This is a genomic window from Microbacterium psychrotolerans, assembly GCF_031085295.1.
Lineage (GTDB): Bacteria > Actinomycetota > Actinomycetes > Actinomycetales > Microbacteriaceae > Microbacterium > Microbacterium psychrotolerans.
Window position 1 is genome coordinate 683,883 of the sequence record NZ_JAVFWO010000003.1, and the last position, 20,858, is coordinate 704,740.

At 71.3% G+C, this 20,858-nt stretch carries 19 protein-coding genes; 11 read left to right on the forward strand and 8 right to left on the reverse strand.

Features of this window, described 5'->3' with window-relative positions; genetic code table 11:
- Window positions 1–279 carry an HPr family phosphocarrier protein gene (locus tag Q9R08_RS12065; protein ID WP_308868269.1) on the reverse strand — a complete coding sequence of 93 codons (279 nt, stop codon included), beginning with the start codon at window positions 277–279 and terminating at the stop codon, window positions 1–3.
- 64 nt (window positions 280–343) lie between these two features.
- The gene (locus Q9R08_RS12070; protein WP_308868271.1) at window positions 344–724 is read right to left on the reverse strand and encodes a PTS sugar transporter subunit IIB; all 381 of its coding nucleotides are present in this window, start codon (window positions 722–724) and stop codon (window positions 344–346) included.
- Between the two features lie 149 nt (window positions 725–873).
- Here Q9R08_RS12070 and Q9R08_RS12075 point away from each other — a divergent pair, with 149 nt between their 5' ends.
- Window positions 874–2,814: a BglG family transcription antiterminator gene (locus tag Q9R08_RS12075; RefSeq protein ID WP_308868273.1), complete on the forward strand. Its 1,941-nt coding sequence runs from the start codon at window positions 874–876 to the stop codon at window positions 2,812–2,814.
- Between the two features lie 59 nt (window positions 2,815–2,873).
- Here the strand turns inward: Q9R08_RS12075 and Q9R08_RS12080 are convergent, their stop codons facing one another.
- On the reverse strand, window positions 2,874–3,458 hold the full coding sequence (locus Q9R08_RS12080; protein WP_308868274.1) for a GNAT family N-acetyltransferase: 585 nt from the start codon (window positions 3,456–3,458) through the stop codon (window positions 2,874–2,876).
- A 149-nt stretch (window positions 3,459–3,607) separates the two neighbouring features.
- Here Q9R08_RS12080 and Q9R08_RS12085 point away from each other — a divergent pair, with 149 nt between their 5' ends.
- The 5 genes from Q9R08_RS12085 to Q9R08_RS12105 all read left to right on the forward strand — a co-directional run bounded on the left by Q9R08_RS12085 (window position 3,608) and on the right by Q9R08_RS12105 (window position 8,911).
- The gene (locus Q9R08_RS12085; protein ID WP_308868275.1) at window positions 3,608–5,173 is read left to right on the forward strand and encodes an ABC transporter substrate-binding protein; all 1,566 of its coding nucleotides are present in this window, start codon (window positions 3,608–3,610) and stop codon (window positions 5,171–5,173) included.
- 120 nt (window positions 5,174–5,293) lie between these two features.
- A complete protein-coding gene (locus tag Q9R08_RS12090) occupies window positions 5,294–6,253 on the forward strand; it encodes an ABC transporter permease (RefSeq protein ID WP_308868276.1) in 960 nt (319 codons plus the stop codon).
- Window positions 6,250–7,122 (forward strand): ABC transporter permease, encoded by an 873-nt coding sequence (locus Q9R08_RS12095; protein ID WP_308868277.1) that lies wholly within the window; start codon window positions 6,250–6,252, stop codon window positions 7,120–7,122. Before Q9R08_RS12090 ends, Q9R08_RS12095 begins: the two co-directional genes overlap by 4 nt.
- On the forward strand, window positions 7,119–8,006 hold the full coding sequence (locus tag Q9R08_RS12100; RefSeq protein ID WP_308868278.1) for an ABC transporter ATP-binding protein: 888 nt from the start codon (window positions 7,119–7,121) through the stop codon (window positions 8,004–8,006). The genes Q9R08_RS12095 and Q9R08_RS12100 overlap by 4 nt, the downstream gene beginning before the upstream one ends.
- Complete coding sequence (locus Q9R08_RS12105; protein ID WP_308868279.1) at window positions 8,003–8,911, forward strand: ATP-binding cassette domain-containing protein; 909 nt, start codon at window positions 8,003–8,005, stop codon at window positions 8,909–8,911. Before Q9R08_RS12100 ends, Q9R08_RS12105 begins: the two co-directional genes overlap by 4 nt.
- Window positions 8,912–8,967: 56 nt before the next feature.
- Here Q9R08_RS12105 and Q9R08_RS12110 read toward each other — a convergent pair whose 3' ends face one another.
- The gene (locus Q9R08_RS12110; RefSeq protein ID WP_308868491.1) at window positions 8,968–10,917 is read right to left on the reverse strand and encodes a phospho-sugar mutase; all 1,950 of its coding nucleotides are present in this window, start codon (window positions 10,915–10,917) and stop codon (window positions 8,968–8,970) included.
- Between the two features lie 131 nt (window positions 10,918–11,048).
- Window positions 11,049–11,882 (reverse strand): purine-nucleoside phosphorylase, encoded by an 834-nt coding sequence (locus tag Q9R08_RS12115; protein ID WP_308868280.1) that lies wholly within the window; start codon window positions 11,880–11,882, stop codon window positions 11,049–11,051.
- 106 nt (window positions 11,883–11,988) lie between these two features.
- Here Q9R08_RS12115 and Q9R08_RS12120 point away from each other — a divergent pair, with 106 nt between their 5' ends.
- A complete protein-coding gene (locus Q9R08_RS12120; protein WP_308868281.1) occupies window positions 11,989–13,446 on the forward strand; it encodes an NAD(P)H-quinone dehydrogenase in 1,458 nt (485 codons plus the stop codon).
- 46 nt (window positions 13,447–13,492) lie between these two features.
- Here Q9R08_RS12120 and Q9R08_RS12125 read toward each other — a convergent pair whose 3' ends face one another.
- From Q9R08_RS12125 to Q9R08_RS12135, 3 genes are all read right to left on the reverse strand, one after another.
- Window positions 13,493–13,789 carry a hypothetical protein gene (locus tag Q9R08_RS12125; RefSeq protein ID WP_308868283.1) on the reverse strand — a complete coding sequence of 99 codons (297 nt, stop codon included), beginning with the start codon at window positions 13,787–13,789 and terminating at the stop codon, window positions 13,493–13,495.
- 41 nt (window positions 13,790–13,830) lie between these two features.
- Window positions 13,831–15,597 carry an acetyl/propionyl/methylcrotonyl-CoA carboxylase subunit alpha gene (locus Q9R08_RS12130; protein WP_308868285.1) on the reverse strand — a complete coding sequence of 589 codons (1,767 nt, stop codon included), beginning with the start codon at window positions 15,595–15,597 and terminating at the stop codon, window positions 13,831–13,833.
- Window positions 15,598–15,709: 112 nt separating this feature from the next.
- Window positions 15,710–16,399 (reverse strand): Maf family protein, encoded by a 690-nt coding sequence (locus Q9R08_RS12135; RefSeq protein ID WP_308868286.1) that lies wholly within the window; start codon window positions 16,397–16,399, stop codon window positions 15,710–15,712.
- Between the two features lie 37 nt (window positions 16,400–16,436).
- Between Q9R08_RS12135 and Q9R08_RS12140 the strand changes: the two genes are divergently transcribed.
- The 4 genes from Q9R08_RS12140 to Q9R08_RS12155 are packed head-to-tail and all read left to right on the forward strand — an operon-like array spanning window position 16,437 to window position 20,823.
- Window positions 16,437–17,789: a class I SAM-dependent RNA methyltransferase gene (locus tag Q9R08_RS12140; protein WP_308868287.1), complete on the forward strand. Its 1,353-nt coding sequence runs from the start codon at window positions 16,437–16,439 to the stop codon at window positions 17,787–17,789.
- 22 nt (window positions 17,790–17,811) lie between these two features.
- Window positions 17,812–18,489 (forward strand): response regulator transcription factor, encoded by a 678-nt coding sequence (locus Q9R08_RS12145; protein WP_308868288.1) that lies wholly within the window; start codon window positions 17,812–17,814, stop codon window positions 18,487–18,489.
- Window positions 18,479–19,729, forward strand: coding sequence for an ATP-binding protein (locus Q9R08_RS12150; RefSeq protein ID WP_308868289.1), 1,251 nt, complete (start codon window positions 18,479–18,481; stop codon window positions 19,727–19,729). The genes Q9R08_RS12145 and Q9R08_RS12150 overlap by 11 nt, the downstream gene beginning before the upstream one ends.
- Complete coding sequence (locus Q9R08_RS12155; protein ID WP_308868290.1) at window positions 19,726–20,823, forward strand: hypothetical protein; 1,098 nt, start codon at window positions 19,726–19,728, stop codon at window positions 20,821–20,823. The genes Q9R08_RS12150 and Q9R08_RS12155 overlap by 4 nt, the downstream gene beginning before the upstream one ends.
- Window positions 20,824–20,858: the final 35 nt, after the last annotated feature.

Below are 20,858 nucleotides of genomic sequence, written 5' to 3' on the forward strand. Positions count from 1 at the left end.
TCAGGCCTCCGCGTCGTGGTCGGTGGTGAGCAGCTCGGCGAGGGTGTCGAGCGTGGCGTCGGCGTTGTCGCCGTCAGCCGTGAGGGTCACGTAGTCGCCCTGCTCCACGCCCAGCGCGATCACGCCGAGGATGCTGGCCGCATTGACCGGGCCGCCGGCATCCTTCGCGATCGTGATCGGGATGCCGGCATCCTTCGCCGCCTGCGCGAAGAGCTTCGCAGGGCGCGCGTGCAGCCCGTGCGCCGATCCGATCCGGACGGTGCGGGAGATGGGTGGCATGTCGTGACCCCTTTTCTTGGATCTGGTTCAGGAGTTCTTCTGGATCTCGTTCAGGACTGCTCTGTCATGAGCTCGCGGTTCGGGGTCGGTCAGCCGGGGTGTCGTGCGCGCCCGCGTCCGCGGCCGGAAGCGGCCCCCCGGGGCTTCCGGTCGCGGCGCGGACCAGCGCGAGGGTGCGGGTTCCGTCGCGATCTCCGAAGATGTCGGACGGCAGCAGCACCACGGTCGTGCCCCGTGCGGCGGCATCCCGCTCGATGCGCTCCAGCGCGTGCGCGAGATGCGGTCCGACCAGGACGACGTCCGCGGCATCGAGATCGATGGGCAGCGACTGCTCGGTGCCGGCGAAGGCGGAGTAGTCGAGCCCTTCGGCGTGTGCCGCGTGACGCACGCGCTGAGCGACGAAGGTGCTCGAGGCACCCGCTCCGCAGACCACAAGGATCCTCATCGACCCGCCTCCTCACTGGCCATTCTTGTGAGAACGCTGAGAGGGGACAACCACTCCTTCTTCCGCAGGGGCGGAAACGCCGCGGTGCGCGACGGCGCATTGCGCCCCGCTCCCGCGCCCGAGTGGGGCGGGCGTGGTTGACTGGGCAGGTGACCCGGGCCCGGCAAGATCGCGTGCTCGGACTGCTCCTGCGCGACGGCGACTGGGTGACGGCATCGGCCCTCGCCGACGCCCTCGGCGTGACTCCGCGCAGCATCCGCTCATACGTGACCGCGGCCAACGCGCGCGTTGCGCCGGGCACGGCGGTCGAATCCGGCCCGCAGGGCTATCGGGCAGGCTCCGAGGCCGCGGCCGCCTTGCGTGCAGGCAGCGATGCCGGCACGCCGCGCGACCGGCTCCACACGCTGGTGCGTGCGCTCCTCGACGCCCCCGACGGCATCGACGTCTTCGAGACCGCCGACGCGCTGCACGTCTCACCGGCGACGCTCGACGCCGACCTCGCGCGAGTCCGCGGGCTGCTCGGCGGCACCGAGCTCACCCTCGAGCGCTCCGCCTCCCGTGCCCGCCTGCGCGGCACCGAGGGCGCGCAGCGTCGGCTGCTCAGCAAGCTCGCCCATGACGAGATGGATGCCGGATCCTTCGATCTCGCCGCCCTCCGGCGCACGCTCGGTGAGGGTTCGGTCGGGGCCGAGGCCTTCGGCCCGTTCAAGACCGAGCTGGTCGCGCGCCTGGGCGAGCTCGGGTGGTTCGTCAACGAGATCGGCATCGCCGACGTCGTCATGCACATCGCGATCGCCGCGGACCGCACCGCCCGTGACCGGCCCCTCGACGCGATCGGCTCGGACGCCGGCGACCGGCCCACGCAGACCCAGGTGGCCGCCATCATCGAGGAACTCTCGGAGCGGCACCTCGGCGTGCGGCTCGGCAGCGGGGACCTGCAGCACCTGGCGACCCTCGTGCTCACCCGCGTCGTCGCGCCCGACGGGCTCGCGGGAGCCGCATCCGTGACCGCACCGTCCACCCTCGACCCCGAGGTGGAAGCGGCGGTGCGCGACGTCGTGACCGCCGCCGCCGAGGAGTTCCTGGTCGACATCGCCCACGACGACTTCGTGGTCCGGCTCGCGCTGCACGTGCAGAACCTGCTGCACCGCGCGCGGGAGCAGGCGTGGTCGCGCAATCCGCTCACGCGCTCGCTCAAGTCGACGTATCCGATGATCTTCGAGGTGGCGGTGTTCATCGCGAGCCGCCTGCAGCAGCGCCTCGGCATCCCGCTGCCCGACGACGAGATCGCCTACATCGCGATGCACGTCGGCGGACGCCTGGAGCGCAGCCGGCGTGCCGACCAGCTGCTGACCGCGACCATCGTGTGCCCGGGCTACTACGACCTGCACGAGCTGCTGCGCTCGAGCGTCGACCGCTCGCTCGGGCAGGCCATCGAGGTGGTCGGCGTCGAGACGCGCGTCGATCCCGACTGGGCGTCGATCGACACCGACCTCGTGCTCACCACCATCGACCCGCCCGTGACGAAGGAGCGGATCGTGCGCATCCAGCCCTTCCTCACCGACGCGGACGTCGAGCGCGTGCAGGCCGCGGCAGGCCGCATCCGTCGCTCCCGGCGGCTCGCGAGGCTGCGTGCCGAGCTCGAGCGCTACTTCGAGCCGTCCGCCTTCCTGCGTGGGCTCGACGACGTCGCGGCGGCCGGCGAGGAGGGGGTGATCCGTGCGCTGGGGGCGCTGCTCCTCGAGCGCGGCGTGATCGACGCCGCGTACGTCGAGCGCACCATCGAGCGCGAACGGCTCTCGTCCACCGCGTTCACCGATGCGCTGGCGGTGCCGCACGCCCTCGAGATGACCGCGTCCCGCACGGCCATCGCGATCGGGATCGCCGACCCCTCGATCGCGTGGGGCGACGGGCGCGTGCAGGTCGTCGCGCTCGTCGCGTTCTCGGAGACCGACCGCGAGGCGTTCCAGACGGTGTTCGAGCAGTTCGTCGAGGTGTTCAGCGAGCGCGACAGCGTGCAGCGGATCGTGCGCCGCGGCACCGACTTCAACGCCTTCCTCGACGAGCTCGTCGCCGTCATCGACGGCTGAGCCCGGGCCGGAGGTGGACGGAGTCTGCGCGTCTCGCCGACGGAGGCCGGGGTGCCGGGTCAGCCGCGGGCGAGGCGCTCGGTGAGGTCGAGGCGCACCGCGGGCCACTCGTGGGGGAGGATCGAGAACACCACGGTGTCGCGGAGCGTGCCGTCGGGGCCGAGCCGGTGGTTGCGCAGCACGCCGTCCTGCCGGGCGCCGAGCCGGGCGATCGCGGCGCGGGACTGGCGGTTGTGCCAGTGCGTGCGGAACTCGACCGCGATCGCGTCGCACGCCTCGAACGCGTGGCCCAGCAGCAGCAGCTTCGACGCCGTGTTGACGGCCGTGCGCTGCGCCTCCCGCCCGATCCAGGTGTGCCCGATCTCGACGTGGCGGTTCGGCTGGTCGATGTTGCAGAAGGTGGTGGTGCCCACCACGCGCCCGGTGTCGAGGCGCCGGACGGCCCACGGGTTCATGTGGCCCTCATCGCGCCACGCCAGCCGCTGCGCGATGTCGGCGGCGATGCCGTCGGGACGCGGCACGGACGTGTACCAGGTGTGCTCCAGGCCGACCGCCGCCGCGGCGAGGTCGGCTTCGTGCTCGGGCGCGAGCGGTTCGAGGCGCACGTACGCGTTCTCCAGCGCGATGGGCAGGGTGAGCAGCATCCTCTGAGCCTAGGGCTCGATGTGCATGTCGCCGCGTCGACATACTTCGCAATTGTTCGGCCGATCGGAGCCTCCCTCTCGGGGGCCGACCTAGGCTCGAACGGTGCGTCCATTCGGGCGCATGCACAGCGAAGAGGACTCGAACCACGATGAAGACGAAGAGGCGAGTGATCGCCCCCATCGCACTGGCACTGGCGGCGACCATCGGACTGGCGGCCTGCGGGCAGGGCGAAGCGGCACCCGAGACGAGCAGCGCCGAGGCGACCGGACAGTTCACCTACGCGATCGCGAGCGACCCGACATCGCTCAACCCGATCAACGTCGGAGACCGCTGGGGCCTCACGGTCACGAACCTCGTGTACTCGCCGCTCGCGCGCGTCGAAGGCGACGGCACGGTCGTCAACGAGCTGGCCGAGTCCATCGAGCCCGCCGACGACGGCCTCTCGGTCACCGTCATCCTGAAGGACGGCCTGAAGTGGTCCGACGGCGAGCCGCTCACGGCCGACGACGTCGTCTTCACCTACACGAACAAGGCGGTCCGTGAGAACGGCAACGCCGACCTGCTGTGGATCGGCGATCAGCCGATCACCGCCGAGGCCACCGACGAGCGCACCGTGGTCTTCCACCTGCCCACCGTCAGCGCGGCGGCCCTGAGCAACATCGCCACCGAGACGTACATCATCCCCGAGCACGTGTACGGCGACGTCACCGACTTCTCGGTCTCGGAACTCGACCCGATCGCCGTCGGCTCCGGCCCGTACAAGCTCGCCGAGTACGAGCGTGGCCAGTACCTCACGTTCGAGGCGAACGAGAACTACTACGGCGAGGCGCCGAAGATCCCCGAGGTGACGCTGCGCATCGTGTCGGACCCCGACACCGTGAAGACCGCGCTGCAGACCGGTGAGGTGGACGCCTCGTTCGCGACCCCCGACCAGGTCACCGAGCTCGAGGGCGCCGGACTGAACGTGAACCCGTACGCGGAGGGCCGCGTCGCCTACCTCGGTCTCAACGCGGCGAAGCTCACCGACCCGAAGGTGCGCCAGGCGATCTTCTTCGCCCTCGACCGTGACGAGATCAACACCGGCGCGTTCCTCAGCGAGGACTATTACGAGAGCGCCTACACGATCCTCCCGCCGAGCAACGCCTACGCCACCGAGGACGTGGAGAAGTACGAGCAGGACGCGGATGCCTCGGCAGCCCTTCTCGAGGAGGCCGGCGTGTCCGACCTCACACTCACGCTGGCCTACGCCAACTCCGACTCCGCGCAGACGACCGAGGCGACGCTGATCCAGCAGCAGCTGCAGGACGCCGGCATCACGGTGGAGCTCGCGGGCATCGAGCCGGCGGCGGTCTTCGAGGAGATCCAGAAGGGCGCCGACTCGCAGTACGACGCGTTCCTCGGCGGCTACATCATGGGCCAGGACCCCGACGCCTACAGCCTGCTGTACCGCACGGGCGCGTCGGCGAATTACTTCTCGTACTCGAACCCGGCGACGGACGCGCTGTTCGATCAGGGTGCTGTGGAGCTCGACCCTGACGCGCGCGCGTCGATCTACGCCGACCTGCAGGCGCAGATCGCGGAGGACGCGGTGGTGTTCCCGCTCGCCGACAACCTCAAGATCCTCGCCGTGAATCCGCGGATCGGCGGCGTCGAGGACGCCAAGCTCGTCCCGATCTACACTCTCGAGAACTTCGGGCTTCTCACCGAGCAGTGACCGACCGACGTCACGGGCATCCACTGCGGGTGCCCGTGACGTCGTCGTGTTCGGCGGAGGATCCGCCCGGCGGTCTCCCTGAGCCGAGCATCCGTTGCCCATCGCCCGGAAAGGAGAACGATGGCGGTCTACATCCTGCGACGCCTGCTGCAGGTCGTCCCGATGCTGCTGCTGGTGACCTTCGTGGTGTTCCTGCTGCTGCACGCGGCGCCCTACGACGTGGTCGACGCCATCACGACGCCGCAGATGTCGGAGGAGACCCAGGCGGCGATGCGCGCCCGCTACGGCCTCGACCAGCCGATCGTCGTCCAGTACGGGCTCTGGCTGGCAGGCGTGCTGCAAGGCGACCTGGGCTACTCGCTCGTGAGCCGGCATTCGATCGCCGGAGAGCTCGCCGCCCGCATCCCCAACACGGTCATGCTGGTGGCTCCGGCGTATATCGTCGCCCTGATCATCGCCGTGGTGCTCGGCCTGATCGCCGGCTCCCGTCGCGGCACTGTCGTCGACAAGACGATCGACGGGCTCGCCGGCATCGGTATCGCGACACCGTCGTTCTGGTTCGCGCTCCTCGTCATCTACGTGTTCGGCTACCAGCTGCGATGGTTCCCGATCATCGGCATGCACTCCGTGGGAAAGCAGGGCGACCCGGTCGACTTCCTGATGCACTTCGTGATGCCGTTCCTGGTGCTGGTCGTCGCGTTCTTCCCCGAGCTCGCCCGGTACGTGCGCTCCGCCACCATCAGCCAGCTCTCGCAGGACTACGTGCTCGTGCAGCGCGGGTTCGGCGCCTCACGCCGTCAGGTGCTGACCCGCCATGTCGGCCGCAACGTGATGCTGCCGATCATCACGCAGCTGGGTCTCGCGTTGCCGATCCTCGTCACCGGCGCCATCGTGACCGAGTCGATCTTCGGCTGGCCAGGGATCGGCCCCTACTTCCTCACGGCGACGCGAAGCCTCGATTACCCGGTCGTGCTCGCGGTGCTGCTGCTGTCCGCCGTGCTCGTCATCGTCGGCAACCTCGTCGCCGACATCCTCTACGTCGTGGTCGACCCGCGCATCCGGATCGGAGCGGGCTCATGACCGCCACCACTCCCAACGTCGCCGCCGCGATCGACGCGAACACCCTGGTGCACCGCACGCGGTCGTTCGGCTCGGTCGCGGCCCTGCTGGCCATCGCGTTCCTCGTCGTCGTCGGTGCGGTGTCGCTGCTCGCTCCGCTCCTGCCGCTGGATCCCACCTCGACCGACCTCTCCATCCGCTGGCAGCCCCCGAGCGCCGCCCACTGGTTCGGCACCGACGAGCTCGGCCGGGACTACTTCTCGCGCGTCGTCTACGGCGGGCGCATCTCGCTGACCGTGGGCATCCTGGCGATGATCGCAGCCACAGCGATCGGCGTCGTCGTGGGTCTCGTCGCGGGATATGCCGGCAGCCGGATCGACGACCTCCTGATGCGGTTCGTCGACTTCCTGTCGTCGATCCCGTGGATGGTGCTCGTGATCGTCGCGAGCGTGTTCCTCAAGCCAGGGCTCTGGACGATCATCTTCGTCATCGGAGCGTTCTCGTGGATGGCGACCGCCCGCCTCGTGCGGGCCGAGACGCTGACACTCCGCGAACGCGCGTTCGTGCGCTACGCGCGCTACATCGGCGTGCGGCGCGAGCTCGTGATGTGGCGGCACGTCGTGCCCGACGCCGCGCCGACGATCATCGTCGCCGCGACGGCGAGCATCTCGACCGCGATCCTCACCGAGTCGGCGCTGAGCTTCCTCGGACTCGGCATCCAGCCGCCGATGGCGTCGTGGGGAAGCCTCCTCGAATCCGCGCAGGGAAGTCTGCAGACGGCGCCGTACCTGGCCCTGATCCCCGGCATCCTGATCCTCCTCACCGTGCTCTCGTTCAATGTGCTCGGCGATGCGCTGCGGCAGACGGTCAGCGAAGGAGGAGCGTCATGACGGTGCCCACTTCCGCTGCCGGCGGGCAGCGCGAGGCGTGGGGTGGCGTCGGACCCGCCGCCACGTCGAGCACCGCCTCGACGGCCGCCGACGTGCTGCTGAGCGTCGAGGGCCTCGACGTCGAACTCTCCGGCCGCACGGGCGGCCGCGTGCGCGTGCTCGACGACGTCTCGTTCCGGGTGCCGCGAGGACGCGTCGTCGGGATCGTCGGAGAGTCCGGGTCGGGCAAGACGATGCTGCTGCGTGCGCTCATGGGCATCCTTCCCGAGGGCGCCACGCGCGAGTGGCGTCAGGTGCTCCTCGACGGGCGCGACGTGACTACCGCGATGTCGCGCGAGCGGCTGCCGGCGGCGATGGTCTTCCAGGACCCGATGACCTCCTTCAACCCGCTCGTGCGAATCGGCGCGCATCTCACCGAGGTGGCGCAGCGGTTCCAGCGGGTGGGACGACGCCAGGCTACGGCGCTCGCACGCGAGGCGCTCGTCGCGGTGCGCATCCCCGACCCCGACCGTGTGCTGTCGCGGTACCCGCACGAGCTCTCGGGCGGCATGCGTCAGCGCGCGATGATCGCCATGGCCCTCCTCGCGCGGCCGGAGCTGCTGCTGGCGGACGAGCCGACGACGGCGCTCGACGCCACGATCCAGGCGCAGATCCTCGCGCTGCTGCGCACCCTGCAGGCCGAGCGCTCGCTGACGGTGCTCATCGTGACGCACGATCTCGCCGTGGTCGCCGCCGTCTGCGACGAGGTCCTGGTGATGAAGGACGGCCGCATCGTGGAGTCCGGCGAGGTCGACCGCGTCTTCCGCGAGCCGCAGCATGCCTACACCCGGGAACTGCTGGATGCCGCGCCCGCCGCGCCCTCGACCGGTGAGGAGAAGTCATGACCGGCCAGCCGACCGACGAGCTCGTGCGGGTCGAGGGCCTCGTGAAGACCTTCCCGCTGCGCAACGCCTGGGGCCGTACGACCGGCACGGTCCGCGCCGTCGACGGCGTCGACCTCACCGTCCGACGCGGCGAGACGCTCGCCGTGGTGGGCGAGTCGGGGAGCGGGAAGTCCACCTTGGGGCGCTGCATCCTGCAGATGGACGAGCCGACCAGCGGCACCGTCACGTACGACGGCGTCGACCTCACGACGCTCGCCCGCGCCCGCCGTGCGCCCTACCACCGGTCGATGCAGGTCATCTTCCAAGACCCGTTCTCGTCGCTGAACCCGCACCGCACGGCACTCCAGAACGTCATGGAGCCGCTCACCGTGCTCGCCCCCGACGCGGACCCGCGCGCGCAGGCGATCGAGGCGCTCGCCGCGGTCGGGATCGACGGCGACGCCGTCCATCGGCGTCCGCGCGCGTTCTCGGGCGGCCAGCGTCAGCGCATCGTCATCGCGCGCGCGATCGCGGTTCGTCCGGGGTTCGTGGTCTGCGACGAGCCGCTCTCAGCACTCGACATGTCGATCCAGGCGCAGGTCACCGAACTGCTGCTGCGTCTGCAGCGCGAGCTCGAGCTGACGTACCTGTTCATCTCGCACGATCTGTCGGTCGTGCGCGAGATCGCGACGCGCACCGCGGTGATGAACCGCGGTCGCATCGTCGAGCTCGGCCCCACCGCCGAGGTGTTCGCGTCGCCGCAGCATCCCTACACGCGCCATCTCCTCGATGCTGCGCTGTCGACCGACCCGGTGCAGGCGCGACGCCGTCTGGAGCGGATCTCCACGCGGCCGGAGCCGGTCGGCGTCGAGCCCGACGGCACCGCGCTCGCCGAGATCGCGCCCGGCCACTTCGTGCTCCGCTGACGATGGACTGACGGATGCCGCTGCCCGCGGCATCCGTCATCCCACCGTCGTGCGGGTCAGCCGCCGTACTCGACGAGCAGCGCCCGGGCGCCGTGCGCGAGCGCGGCGGCCCGCGCGGCTGCGTCGTCGCGGGACTCGCCCCGCACATCGAGGTAGAGCTTGAGCTTGGGCTCCGTGCCGCTCGGCCGCACGATCACGCGCGACCCGTCCGCGAACCAGAGCCGCAGGACATCGCCCGGCGGCAGGTCGTCGAACCCATCCTGCAGGTCGTCGACGCGGTCCACCGCGACATCTCCGATGGATTCCGGATGCCGCGCCCGCAGCGCCGCCATGATGCCCGAGATCTGCGACACGTCGTCGACGCGGATCGACACCTGGTCGCTCGCGAAGGCCCCGAACTGCTCCTGGAACTCGGCGAGGAGATCGGCCAGCGTCGCCCCGCGACCGCGCGCCTCGGTCACCATGCCGAGGATCGCCACGGCGGCCGAGATGCCGTCCTTGTCGCGCACGGTGCCCGGGTTCACGAGGTAGCCGAGCGCCTCCTCGAACCCGAACACGATGCCAGGCGCGCGCGAGATCCACTTGAAGCCGGTCAAGGTGGCGTGGAAGTCGAGGCCGTAGTGCTCGGCGACGGCCTGCAGGCCGGGGGATGAGACCAGCGAGCAGGCCAGCGAGGCGCCCTCGGGGGCGGGGCCGTCAGCCGTCGCGAGCTGCGCGGCGCGCCACCCCAGCAGCAGCCCGATCTCGTTGCCGGTCAGCCGCCGCCAGCCGCCCTCGGCGGAGTCGTCGGGCAGTGCGACGGCGAGCCGGTCGGCGTCGGGATCGTTGGCGATCACGAGCTCGGCGCCGGCATCGCGGGCGGCCTCGAAGGCGAGGTCCATCGCGCCGGGTTCCTCGGGGTTCGGGAACGCGACCGTCGGGAAGGTGCCGTCGGGCTCGAGCTGCGCCGAAACCGGCACGGGCGCAGGGTAGCCGGCAGTCTCGAGGATGCGCGACAGCGTCTCCCACCCGACGCCGTGCATCGCGGTGTACACCCAGGTGAGGCCGTCGGCTCCGGCAGGTGCCGGGGCGACGGCGGCGGTCGCCGCGACGTAGTCGTCGACCACGCTCTCGGTGGCCACCTCGAAGGCGAGCGAGCGGGGGAGGGTGCTGATGTCGCCGACCTCCGCCACCTGCGCGATGTGCGCGGCGATCTCCGCGTCGGCGGGTGAGACGATCTGCGAGCCGTCGTCCTCGCCGCCGAGGTACACCTTGTAGCCGTTGTCGTCGGGCGGATTGTGGCTCGCGGTCACCATGACGCCTGCTGCCGCGCCGAAGCGCCGCACCGCGAAGGCGAGCACGGGGGTCGGCAGCAGGCGGGGGAGCAGGATCGCGCGCAAGCCCGCGCCGGCGAAGATCTCGGCGGAGTCGCGCGCGAACACGTCGGAATTGCGACGACCGTCGTACCCGATCACGACGATCGGGGCCTGGTCGAGGATGCCGGGGACCTCCGGCCCCTCCGCCTCCAGGGCATCGGTGGACGGCGGCTCGGTGAGCTCCGGCGCGTCGGGCATCGTCGCCGCGTCAGCGGCGTCCCGAGTCTCGGCCTCGACCTCTGCAGCGGCACCCGGTGTCTCCGCTGCATCCTCGGCGCCGGCATCCGCTGCGCGCTCCGCGGGTGCGTGGGGGGTGCCTTGGTCGGCGGTCGCGTCGGTGTGCTCCGCGTGCGGCGACGCGTCCTGCGCCGCTACGCCTCCGTCGGCATCCGCATCGGTGTCGGCGTGCGCCGACACGGCGCCGGCCAGGGGTGGAAGCCCGGCCTGCTCACGGACATAGGCGGCGAGCCCTGCGGCCGCCTGGGCGACGAGCACGCGGTTCATGCGGTTGCTGCCGGCTCCGAGCGCGCCGCGCAGGCCCGCGGTGCCGAACGCGAGGCGCGCCGAGAAGCGGTCGGCGAGCTCGTCCGCCGCTGCCGTGTCGCCGGCCTCTGCGGCCTCGATGAGCGCGCGCAGCTCGCTGCGCGTCATGCCGTCGGGGTCCTGCGCGAGCCACGCGCGTGCGCGCTCGAGCACTTCGGCTCCCGCGTCCGCCCCGGTGGGGACCTTGTCGGGAGCGGGCTCCTGCCTGTCCGGGCTTGCGGCCGGGACCTCCGGGCCGCTCACAGCGCGCCGATCACGCGGGCGAGGAGTGAGGAGATGACGGGCTCGGCCTCGCGGCCGGCGTCGAGCACCTCCTGGTGGCTGAGCGGCGTCTTCTGGATGCCGGCGGCCATGTTGGTGATCAGTGAGAAGCCGAGGATCTCCATGCCCGCCTGCCGCGCGGCGATGGCCTCGAGCGCCGTCGACATGCCGACGATGTGCCCGCCGATCGCCTTCGCCATCTGCACCTCGGCCGGTGTCTCGTACTGGGGGCCGCGGAACTGGCAGTACACGCCCTCATCGAGGCTCGGATCGATGGATCGCGCCAGGTCGCGCAGGCGGAGCGAGTAGAGGTCGGTGAGGTCGATGAACGTCGCGCCCTCGAGCGGCGAGTCGCCGGTGAGGTTGATGTGGTCGCTGATCAGCACCGGGCGACCCGGCGTCCACGTGTGCTTGATGCCCCCGGCGCCATTGGTCAGCACCATCGTGCGCGCTCCGGCAGCGGCGGCCGTGCGCACGCTGTGCACCACCCGTCGCACGCCGTAGCCCTCGTAGTAGTGCGTGCGGGCGCCGATCACCAGCACGCGACGGCCCTTGGGCGTGACGATGCTCCGCAGCGTCCCGACGTGACCGCTGAGCGCGGGCGCGCTGAAGCCGGTCACCTGGGTCGCGGGGAACGTCGCGGTCGTCTCGCCGAGCAGCTCCGCGGCCTTGCCCCAGCCGCTGCCGAGGGTCAGCGCGATGTCGTGACGCTCGACGCGGGTGATGCGGGCGATGTCCTCCGCGGCGGCGGCGGCGACCTCGAAAGGGTCTGCCGTGGGGTCGTCGAGAGGATTGCCGGTGGTGTCTGACATGCCACCACTTTAGGAACCGGCGGGCACAAGAGCCAGCGAGGGCGCTGCGTCGCGTCCTCGGGAGTGTCGCCGTGTGTGTCGTCGGCGCGGCATCCGGCAGGGGAGAATGGAATCCATGTCGATCAGCTTCGAGACCACCCAGAGCGTCGCCATCCTCGGCGGCGGACCCGGAGGCTACGAAGCGGCGCTGGCCGCCGCCCAGCTCGGAGCCGAGGTGACGGTGGTCGAACGGGCAGGCATCGGCGGCTCGGCGGTCATCACCGACGTCGTCCCCTCCAAGTCGCTCATCGCCACCGCCGACGCCGCTGTGGCGATCGCCGGCGCCGGCGACCTGGGTGTGCAGCTCTTCGCGAAGGGCAAGGACGGCAAGCCCCTCAAACCCGAGATCGCGATCAATCTGAGCGCCGTGAACAAGCGCCTGCTGACGCTCGCGCGGCAGCAGTCGGATGACATGCGCGCGTCGCTGGTCGAGGCGGGCGTCCGCATCATCTCCGGGCACGGGCGGCTGGAAGGCGACCACGCCGTCGTGGTGTCGACCGGCCCCGGCGGCACCGACTTCGACCGCATCGAGGCCGACACCCTCGTCGTCTCGACCGGCTCGTCGCCGCGCGAGCTCGCGAGCGCCAAGCCGGACGGCGACCGCATCCTCACCTGGACGCAGCTGTACAACATGAGCGCCCTGCCCGAGCACCTCATCGTCGTCGGCTCCGGTGTGACCGGCGCCGAGTTCGCCGGCGCCTATATGAACCTGGGCGCGAAGGTGACGCTCGTGTCCAGCCGCGACCAGGTGCTGCCCGGCGAAGACAAGGATGCCGCCGCCGTCCTGGAGCGCGTCTTCAAGCGCGGCGGCATGAAGCTGCTGTCGAAGTCGCGGGCCGCGAAGGTCGAGAACACCGGCGACGCGGTCGTCGTGACGCTGTCGGACGGTCGCACCGTCGAAGGCAGCCACTGCCTCATGGCCGTCGGCTCCGTCCCGAACACAGCGGGCATCGGCCTCGAAGAGGCGGGCATCCAGATGACCGAGTCGGGCAACATCCAGGTCAACCGCGTGGCGCGCACGTCCGTGCCAAACATCTACGCCGCCGGTGACTGCACGACCTTCGTGCCGCTCGCCTCGGTCGCCTCGATGCAGGGCCGCACCGCCATCTTCCACGCGCTGGGCGACGTCGTCATCCCGCTCGAGCGCCGCCGCATCACGTCGAACATCTTCACCGCCCCCGAGATCGCGACGATCGGCTGGCAGGAGAAGGACATCGAGGACGGCCATATCAACGGCGTCGTGCACAAGCTCCCGCTGGCCGCCAACCCGCGCGCCAAGATGATGGGCATCAAGGACGGTTTCGTGAAGATCATCGCCCGCGAGGGCAGCGGCACCGTGATCGGGGGCGTGATCGTCGCCCCCCGCGCCTCGGAGCTCATCTACCCGATCGCGATCGCGGTCGAGCGCCGCCTCACGGTCGACCAGGTCTCCCGCGTCTTCGCGGTCTACCCGTCGCTGTCGGGCAGCATCACCGACGCCGCGCGCGCCATGCACGTCGTCGACCACAACGTCTACGGCGGCTGACCCGAGGCCGACGGATGCCGCCGCAGCGGCATCCGTCATCCCGCCGTCAGCCGAGCCCGGTGTTCGCGCGCCACAGTTCCGCGGCCCGGTTCGCGCCGGCGTCGACGAGGGCGCGCAGTTCGGGCCGGTCGGGCATCGCGAACGAGACGTACGCCCCGCGCCCGCCGGCGACAGGACGGCCGTAGGCCTTCACCGCCAGGCTGCCGTCGGGCAGCAGCCGCACTGTCAGGGTCTGCAGCTCGAACTCCTCGCCGCGGCGAGTGTCGTGCCAGCGCAGCTCGGGCGGGATCACGACGTTGATCGCCGCTGCGGACACTTCGGGAGAGATGGGTGACGCAACCATCCCGCCATCCTGCCCCCGGCCCGAGCCCGAGGGAACGCGCGTCAGGAGATCGTCAGCAGCTGGTGACCGGCCGACACCGTGGTGCCGGGGTTCGCGTTGATCGCGCCGATCACGCCGTCCTTGTGGGCCTGGATCGGCTGCTCCATCTTCATCGCCTCGAGGACCACGACCAGGTCGCCCTTGACGACCTGCTGGCCCTCCTCGACGGCGACCTTGACGATGGTGGCCTGCATGGGCGACTTCACGGCGTCCCCCGAAGCGCCCGCGACGACGGTGGGGGCGTGCGAGCGTCGCGACGGCGGCACGGCGGCGGGGCGACCGGCGACACCGGGCGCGGTGACCACGCGGTCGGGCAGGCTCACCTCGAGGCGCTTGCCTGCGACCTCGACGACCACGGTGTGCCGCGCCTCGGCGGGCGCCGGCGCGTCGAGCTCGCCGTCCCACGGCGCGATGTCGTTGACGAACTCGGTCTCGATCCAGCGGGTGTAGACGCCGAACCGGCCGTCTTCCGCGACGAACGCGGGCTCGCGGACCACCGCACGGTGGAACGGGAGGACGGTGGGAAGCCCCGACACCTCGAACTCGTCGAGGGCACGGCGCGAGCGTTCGAGCGCCTCGGCGCGGTCGCGGCCGGTGACGATGATCTTGGCGAGCAGCGAGTCGAAGGCTCCCGACACGCTGTCGCCGGCGGTGACGCCGGAGTCGAGGCGGATGCCGGGGCCGCCGAACGTCTTGAAGACGTGGATGGGCCCGGGCTGGGGGAGGAAGCCACGCCCCGGGTCTTCGCCGTTGATGCGGAACTCGATCGAATGGCCGTCGGCGATCGGGTCGTCGTAGCCCAGCTCCTCGCCCTCGGCGAGGCGGAACTGCTCCCGCACGAGGTCGATGCCGGTGACCTCCTCCGACACGGGGTGCTCGACCTGGAGGCGCGTGTTGACCTCGAGGAAGGAGATCGTGCCGTCGGCGCCGATGAGGAACTCGCACGTGCCGGCACCGACGTAGCCGACCTCCTTGAGGATGGCCTTCGATGCGTCGTAGAGAATCGTGTTCTGCTCGTCCGAGAGGAACGGCGCGGGCGCCTCCTCCACGAGCTTCTGGTGACGGCGCTGGAGCGAGCAGTCGCGCGTCGAGATCACGACGACGTTGCCCGCGGCATCCGCGAGGCACTGCGTCTCGACGTGGCGCGGCTTGTCGAGGTACTTCTCGACGAAGCACTCGCCGCGGCCGAACGCCGTGATCGCCTCGCGCGTCGCCGACTCGAACATCTCGGGGACCTCGTCGATCGTGCGGGCCACCTTGAGGCCTCGCCCGCCGCCGCCGTACGCCGCCTTGATGGCGATGGGCAGACCGACCTCTTCGGCGAACGCGATGACCTCGTCGGCGCCGGCCACGGGGCCGGGGGTGCCGGGTGCGAGGGGAGCTCCGACCTTCTCGGCGACCGCGCGGGCGGTCACCTTGTCGCCCAGGGCCTCGATCGCCTCGGGCGACGGGCCGATCCAGACCAGGCCGGCCGCGATCACGGCGCGGGCGAAGTCGGCGTTCTCGGCGAGGAATCCGTAGCCCGGGTGAACGGCGTCGGCGCCCGAGCGGCGTGCCACCGACAGGATCTTGTCGATCGACAGGTACGTCTCGGCGCTGGTCGAGCCTTCGAGCGCGTACGCCTCGTCGGCGAGGCGGGCGTGCATGGCGTCGCGGTCCTGGTCGGCGTAGACGGCGACAGACGACTTCCCCGCATCGCGGGCGGCGCGGATGACGCGGACGGCGATCTCGCCGCGGTTGGCAATGAGAACCTTGGCGATCTGGGGCATGGATGCCAGCCTACCGACGGCATCACGAGGGCTTTTGACCGGTTCATACAAGAACCGACGAGAAACGTGGGATTCCTACTACAACGCCGGTCGGCCGTCGGCAGTGCCTGCGCTACAGCGTGACGGGATCGGTCTCCGACGGTCCGAGCGACGGATCCGTCGTGTTCCACAGCGCGGTCCACTCGACGCCGAGCTCCCGCACGAGCAGGCGCAGCGTCGACACCGACATGCCGACGACCGTCGAGGGGTCGCCGTCGACGCGCTCGATGAAGGCCCCGCCGAGGCTGTCGACGGTGAACGCGCCTGCCACGTGGAGAGGCTCGCCGGTCGCGACGTAAGCCTCGATCTCGGCATCCGTCACGTCTTCCACGAAGGAGACGGATGCCGCGGCCGTCGCGTGCACCTCGCGCGGCGCCTCGCCGGGCTGGATGCGCACGACGGCGTGACCCGAATGCAGCACGCCGGTACGGCCGCGCATCGCCTGCCAGCGGGCCGCGGCGTTCTCGGGCGTGTAGGGCTTGCCGAGCACCTCGCCGTCGAGCTCGAACATCGAGTCGCCTCCGATGACGATGCCGTCGAAGCCGGGGATGTCGTCGCGCAGCCGCGCGGCCACGTCGGCCGCTTTGCGCCGAGCGAGCAGCAGGACGTGCTCATCCGGAGCCAGCGTGCGCGCCTCTGCCGCCTCGACCGTGGCGATCACGGCCTCTTCGTTGACGTCGGGGGCGATCGTGAGGGGACGGATGCCGAACTGCCCCAGCAGCATGAGCCGGGCGGGCGAGGTCGAGGCGAGGCAGACGCGCATGATCCCACGGTACGCGGCCGGGCCGTAGGCTCGACGGATGAGCGGAACCGGCGACCTCCTCGACCTCGACATCACGGGCGTCGCCCACGGCGGCGTCTTCGTCGCCCGCCACGAAGGGCGAGTCGTGTTCGTGCCCGACACGGTTCCGGGGGAGCGCGTACGCGTGCGGCTCACCGACACGGCCAAGTCGTCGTTCTGGCGCGCCGAGACGCTCGAGGTCCTCGAGGCGTCCCCGCACCGCCAGCTGCACGTGTGGCGGCAGGCCGACGTCGACGTGCCGCCCGAGCAGCGGCCCGGCGGCGCCGACTTCGGCCACATCGAGCTCGCACACCAGCGCAGCCTCAAGCGCGAGGTGCTGCTCGACGCGCTGCAGCGCTTCGGCGGCATCGCCGCGCCCGCCGCGACGATGAGCGCCGTCTCCGCTCCGCCGACGGCGGACGGCGGGGAGGAGGCCGACGGCGAGACCGTCGACGGCACGGCATGGCGGACGCGGGTGAGCCTGCACGTCGACGACGACGGCAACGTCGGGCAGTACGCGGCGCGCAGCCATCGCGTGGTGCCGCTCGAGGACCTGCCCCTCGCGACCGCGGCGGTCGAGCGCACCGCGCTGGAGCTGCGCGGCGGCGAGCCCGGCCGCATCGATCTCGTACAGCCGGCGGACGGTCGCGTGCGGGTGCTGCCGCGGCCCCAGACGAATCGGGATGCCGCTGCCCGGCGCGGGCGCGGCGGCCGCCCGGCACCCGGGCGGCGTTCCGGCAAGGCGCCCTCACACGAGGTCGTGGTCGAGCGGGTCGGCGGCCGGGAATTCCGCGTCGACGCCGGAGGGTTCTGGCAGGTGCACCGCCTTGCGGCGCACACGCTGACGACGGCCGTGTCGGGAGCATTGAGCAGCCTCCCGGGAGACGCTCGTGCCGTCGACCCCGACGCGTGGCATCTGGATCTCTACGGGGGAGTGGGGCTCTTCGCTGCGACGCTCGGCGAGCTCGGCGGCCCATCGACGCGGGTGACGAGCGTCGAATCCGACGCGCGGGCCACCGAGCACGCGGGCGAGAATCTCGTGGACTGGGTCGGCGCCCGCGCCGAGACCGCCCGGGTCGACCGCTGGCTGGCGCGGCTCAGCGCCGAGGCCTCCGCCTCTGAACGGGAGCGCCTGTCACGGGGAGTCGTCCTGCTCGACCCCCCGCGGTCGGGCGCAGGACGCGAGGTCGTCGAGCACATCACGGCGCTCTCGCCCCAGACGGTCGTCTACGTGGCGTGCGATCCCGTGGCGCTCGCCCGCGACATCGCCACCTTCCGGGCCGGCGGCTACGACCTGGCAGGCGTCGACGCCCTGGATCTTTTCCCGAACTCGCATCACGTCGAAGCCGTGGCGGTTCTCACCCGCGGGTGACGCACGTGGCTAGGCTGGCGGAATGACGCGGGTGGCCTTCATCGACGACCACGAGTCGGTACGGCTCGGGCTGGAAGCGGCGTGCGTCCGCGCCGACGCGATGAACGTCGCCTTCTCGGGCAGCACCGTCACCGAGTACGTGGAGTGGCGCGCACGGTCGCGCCAGCTTCCGGCGGACGTCGTGGTGCTCGATCTGACGCTCGGCGACGGCACGACGGTCACCGAGAACGTGCGGCGGCTGGTGCTCGACGGGTCGAGCGTCATCATCCACAGCGTCGCCGACCGCCCGGCAGCGGTTCGCGAAGCCCTGGCCGCCGGCGCGGCCGGCGTCGTCAGCAAGTCCTCGCCCATCGGCGATGTGATCGCGGCGGTGCGCACGGTGGCGCGCGGCGAGCCGCTCAACAACGTCGAGTGGGCCAGCGCCGTCGAGGGCGACCGCGCGTTCGCCGACGCGCAGCTGTCGGCGCGCGAGCGCGACGTGCTGCGGCTCTACGCCGCCGGCCTCCCGCTGAAGGTCGTCGCCGACCGCCTCGGCGTCGCCTACTCGACGGCCAAGGAGAACATCACGCGCATCCGCGTGAAGTACGTCGAGGTCGGGCGACCCGCTCCGACCAAGATCGACCTGCTGCACCGCGCCGTCGAAGACGGCATCCTCGTCGAGCCGTCCGCCGACCCGGGAGACAGTGCGCGTGGCCGTTGACGCGCAGACCGGCGTGCTCGACACGGCGTGGGGCCAGATTCCCCACTCGCCGCAGGCCACTGCGGGCATCGGGTCGTTCACGCGCTCACGCGTGGAACGGATCATCTCGCTCGTCGGCGGCGCGTTCGGATCGCTGATCCTCGGCCTCCAGGCGTTCCTGGCGGCGCTGGGCTCGACCGACGAGCGGCCCGGATGGCACGAAGCCCTGATGATCTCGGTGTTCGGCACACTCGCCGTGATGATCCTCGCGTGCGTCATCGGGCGCGGCGTGCGGGTGGCCGCGGGTGTGTTCGCCCTCGTCTACGTGCTCGCGCTGGTCGCCTGGCCGATCGCGACCGCGGGAGTGATGCCGACGACCGTCGACGAGCCGTGGATCTGGTACCTCGTCAACCTGGCGACCCTCGCCGCAGTGCTGGCCTTCCCCTTCCCGCTGCAGATCGGCTGGACGATCCTCGCGCCCGTCCTCTTCGGGCTGGTGCGGCTGATGCAGGTCGGCTTCGACAGCGACTACTGGATGACCGTCGGATTGGACGTGTCGTTCGCCCTCATCCTCGGCGGTGTCATCCTCACGCTGGGCTGGCTGTTCCGTTCGATCGCCGTCAACGTCGACGAGACGCGTGCCCGCGCGGTCGCCTCCTACGCGCAGGCAGCGGCGGCGGATGCCGCGGAGCAGGAGCGCGTCGCGGTCGCCGCGCTCATGCACGACAGCGTGCTGGCGGCGCTCATCGCGGCAGAGCGGGCGAGCACACCGCGCGAGCGAACGCTCGCGGCGTCCATGGCGCGCGAGGCGCTCACGCGGCTGGCCAACACCGAGCAGGACGCGCACGAGGGCACAGACGAGCCGTGGGAGGTTGCGGCCCTCGCCGCCGAGATCGACGCGGCCGCCGCAGAGCTGGGCGTTGACGTCGACGTGCAGCGCGAGTTCGACGACGCGGCGTCGCTCATCCCGGGCCGCGTGGCGCGCGCGCTCGCGCTCGCCGCGACGCAGGCGGTGGCGAACGCCCTCCAGCACGCCGGTGGCGCGGGGCTCGGCGTCGCCGTGATGGAGACGCATGGCCGCGTGCGTGTCGAGGTGCACGACGCCGGCGAAGGCTTCGACCTGGATGCCGTCCCGGACGACCGGCTGGGCATCCGCGCGTCGATCATGGCGCGTGTCGCCGCCGTGGGCGGGCATGCGGATCTCGAGACCGGACCGCACGGCACCGTCGTGCGCCTCACCTGGCAGGAGTCCGCCGCATGATCAGCGTCAAGAACGTCCTGGTCGTGCTCGCCGTCGCGTTCACGGCGTACCTCGCCGCGCGCGGCCTTTCGTGGACCTTACCGATCACGCAGCCTCTCGTCGTCGTGGTCACCCTGGCGTTCTATCTCGCGACCACGTGGCTCTGCATCTTCTGGGAACCCGCATCGACGCGATCGTCGTCCACTCCTCCCGCGGCGCCCGCCATCGGTGCACCCGCGGACGATGACGCGAAGACGGCCGTCGACGGCATCCGCGGTCCTGTCCGGCTCCCGCCGATCGCTCAGATCCTGGCGCTCGCGTGCGCGGTCATCGTGCCCAGCGCGATCTCGGTCGCGGTGGGGGAGGCATCCCGAACGGCCCCCTTCGCGACCTGGTACCTGGGTGGGATCGGCGCGCTCATGACCATCGTCATGGTGCGCCGCCGCCCGTGGACCGCGTGGACGGGAATCGTCGCGCTCACCATCGCGTCGATGCTCTGGATGGGGCCGCTGAATGCGCTCGCACTCGGACTCGTCGGCTCGATCGTCTGGGTGACGTGCGCGCAGCTGCTGGTGTTCTCGATGGACCGGGCGGCGCGCGACACCTCCCGCCTTACGCGGCTGCAGCGTGCGGCGACGGGATGGCAGACGTCGCAGGTCGTGCGCCAGCGGGAGCGGCGGGTGCAGGTGCAGAAGGCGCTCGCGGTCGCGGGGCCGGTGCTCACACGCACGGTCGCGCACGCGGGCGTGCTCACCGACGCCGACCGCCTGGAGGCGCGGATCGCCGAGGGAAAGCTCCGCGACGAGATGCGCGGACCGCGTCTGCTCGATGACGAGGTACGCGCCGAGCTCGAACGTGCCCGGCGTCGCGGGGCCAACGTGACGGTCCTCGATGAGGGCGGGCTCGACGACGTCGACGACGAGCAGCTGGGCGTCATCCGCGCGCAGCTGGCCGACGCGCTGCGGTCGGCGGCCTCGGACCGGCTCTACATCCGCACCTCGCCCGACGAGCGGGTGGCCGTCACGGTCGTCGGACGCTCGCCGTCCGTCGGCGGACCCAGCGACGAGGACTCCGTCGACCTGTGGCTCGAGATCCCGCACCCCGGTCGAGCCTGACGCTGGAGGCCGCTCGATCGCGACGGCCCTTCCGG

Bases quoted from the DNA above. Each gene is read 5' to 3' on its own strand.
- Q9R08_RS12065 (WP_308868269.1), bottom strand. From the start codon at position 279: ATGCCACCCATCTCCCGCACCGTCCGGATCGGATCGGCGCACGGGCTG.
- Q9R08_RS12070 (WP_308868271.1), bottom strand. From the start codon at position 724: ATGAGGATCCTTGTGGTCTGCGGAGCGGGTGCCTCGAGCACCTTCGTC.
- Q9R08_RS12080 (WP_308868274.1), bottom strand. From the start codon at position 3,458: ATGCTGCTCACCCTGCCCATCGCGCTGGAGAACGCGTACGTGCGCCTC.
- Q9R08_RS12085 (WP_308868275.1), top strand. From the start codon at position 3,608: ATGAAGACGAAGAGGCGAGTGATCGCCCCCATCGCACTGGCACTGGCG.
- Q9R08_RS12090 (WP_308868276.1), top strand. From the start codon at position 5,294: ATGGCGGTCTACATCCTGCGACGCCTGCTGCAGGTCGTCCCGATGCTG.
- Q9R08_RS12095 (WP_308868277.1), top strand. From the start codon at position 6,250: ATGACCGCCACCACTCCCAACGTCGCCGCCGCGATCGACGCGAACACC.
- Q9R08_RS12100 (WP_308868278.1), top strand. From the start codon at position 7,119: ATGACGGTGCCCACTTCCGCTGCCGGCGGGCAGCGCGAGGCGTGGGGT.
- Q9R08_RS12105 (WP_308868279.1), top strand. From the start codon at position 8,003: ATGACCGGCCAGCCGACCGACGAGCTCGTGCGGGTCGAGGGCCTCGTG.
- Q9R08_RS12110 (WP_308868491.1), bottom strand. From the start codon at position 10,917: ATGACGCGCAGCGAGCTGCGCGCGCTCATCGAGGCCGCAGAGGCCGGC.
- Q9R08_RS12115 (WP_308868280.1), bottom strand. From the start codon at position 11,882: ATGTCAGACACCACCGGCAATCCTCTCGACGACCCCACGGCAGACCCT.
- Q9R08_RS12120 (WP_308868281.1), top strand. From the start codon at position 11,989: ATGGAATCCATGTCGATCAGCTTCGAGACCACCCAGAGCGTCGCCATC.
- Q9R08_RS12125 (WP_308868283.1), bottom strand. From the start codon at position 13,789: ATGGTTGCGTCACCCATCTCTCCCGAAGTGTCCGCAGCGGCGATCAAC.
- Q9R08_RS12130 (WP_308868285.1), bottom strand. From the start codon at position 15,597: ATGCCCCAGATCGCCAAGGTTCTCATTGCCAACCGCGGCGAGATCGCC.
- Q9R08_RS12135 (WP_308868286.1), bottom strand. From the start codon at position 16,399: ATGCGCGTCTGCCTCGCCTCGACCTCGCCCGCCCGGCTCATGCTGCTG.
- Q9R08_RS12140 (WP_308868287.1), top strand. From the start codon at position 16,437: ATGAGCGGAACCGGCGACCTCCTCGACCTCGACATCACGGGCGTCGCC.
- Q9R08_RS12145 (WP_308868288.1), top strand. From the start codon at position 17,812: ATGACGCGGGTGGCCTTCATCGACGACCACGAGTCGGTACGGCTCGGG.
- Q9R08_RS12155 (WP_308868290.1), top strand. From the start codon at position 19,726: ATGATCAGCGTCAAGAACGTCCTGGTCGTGCTCGCCGTCGCGTTCACG.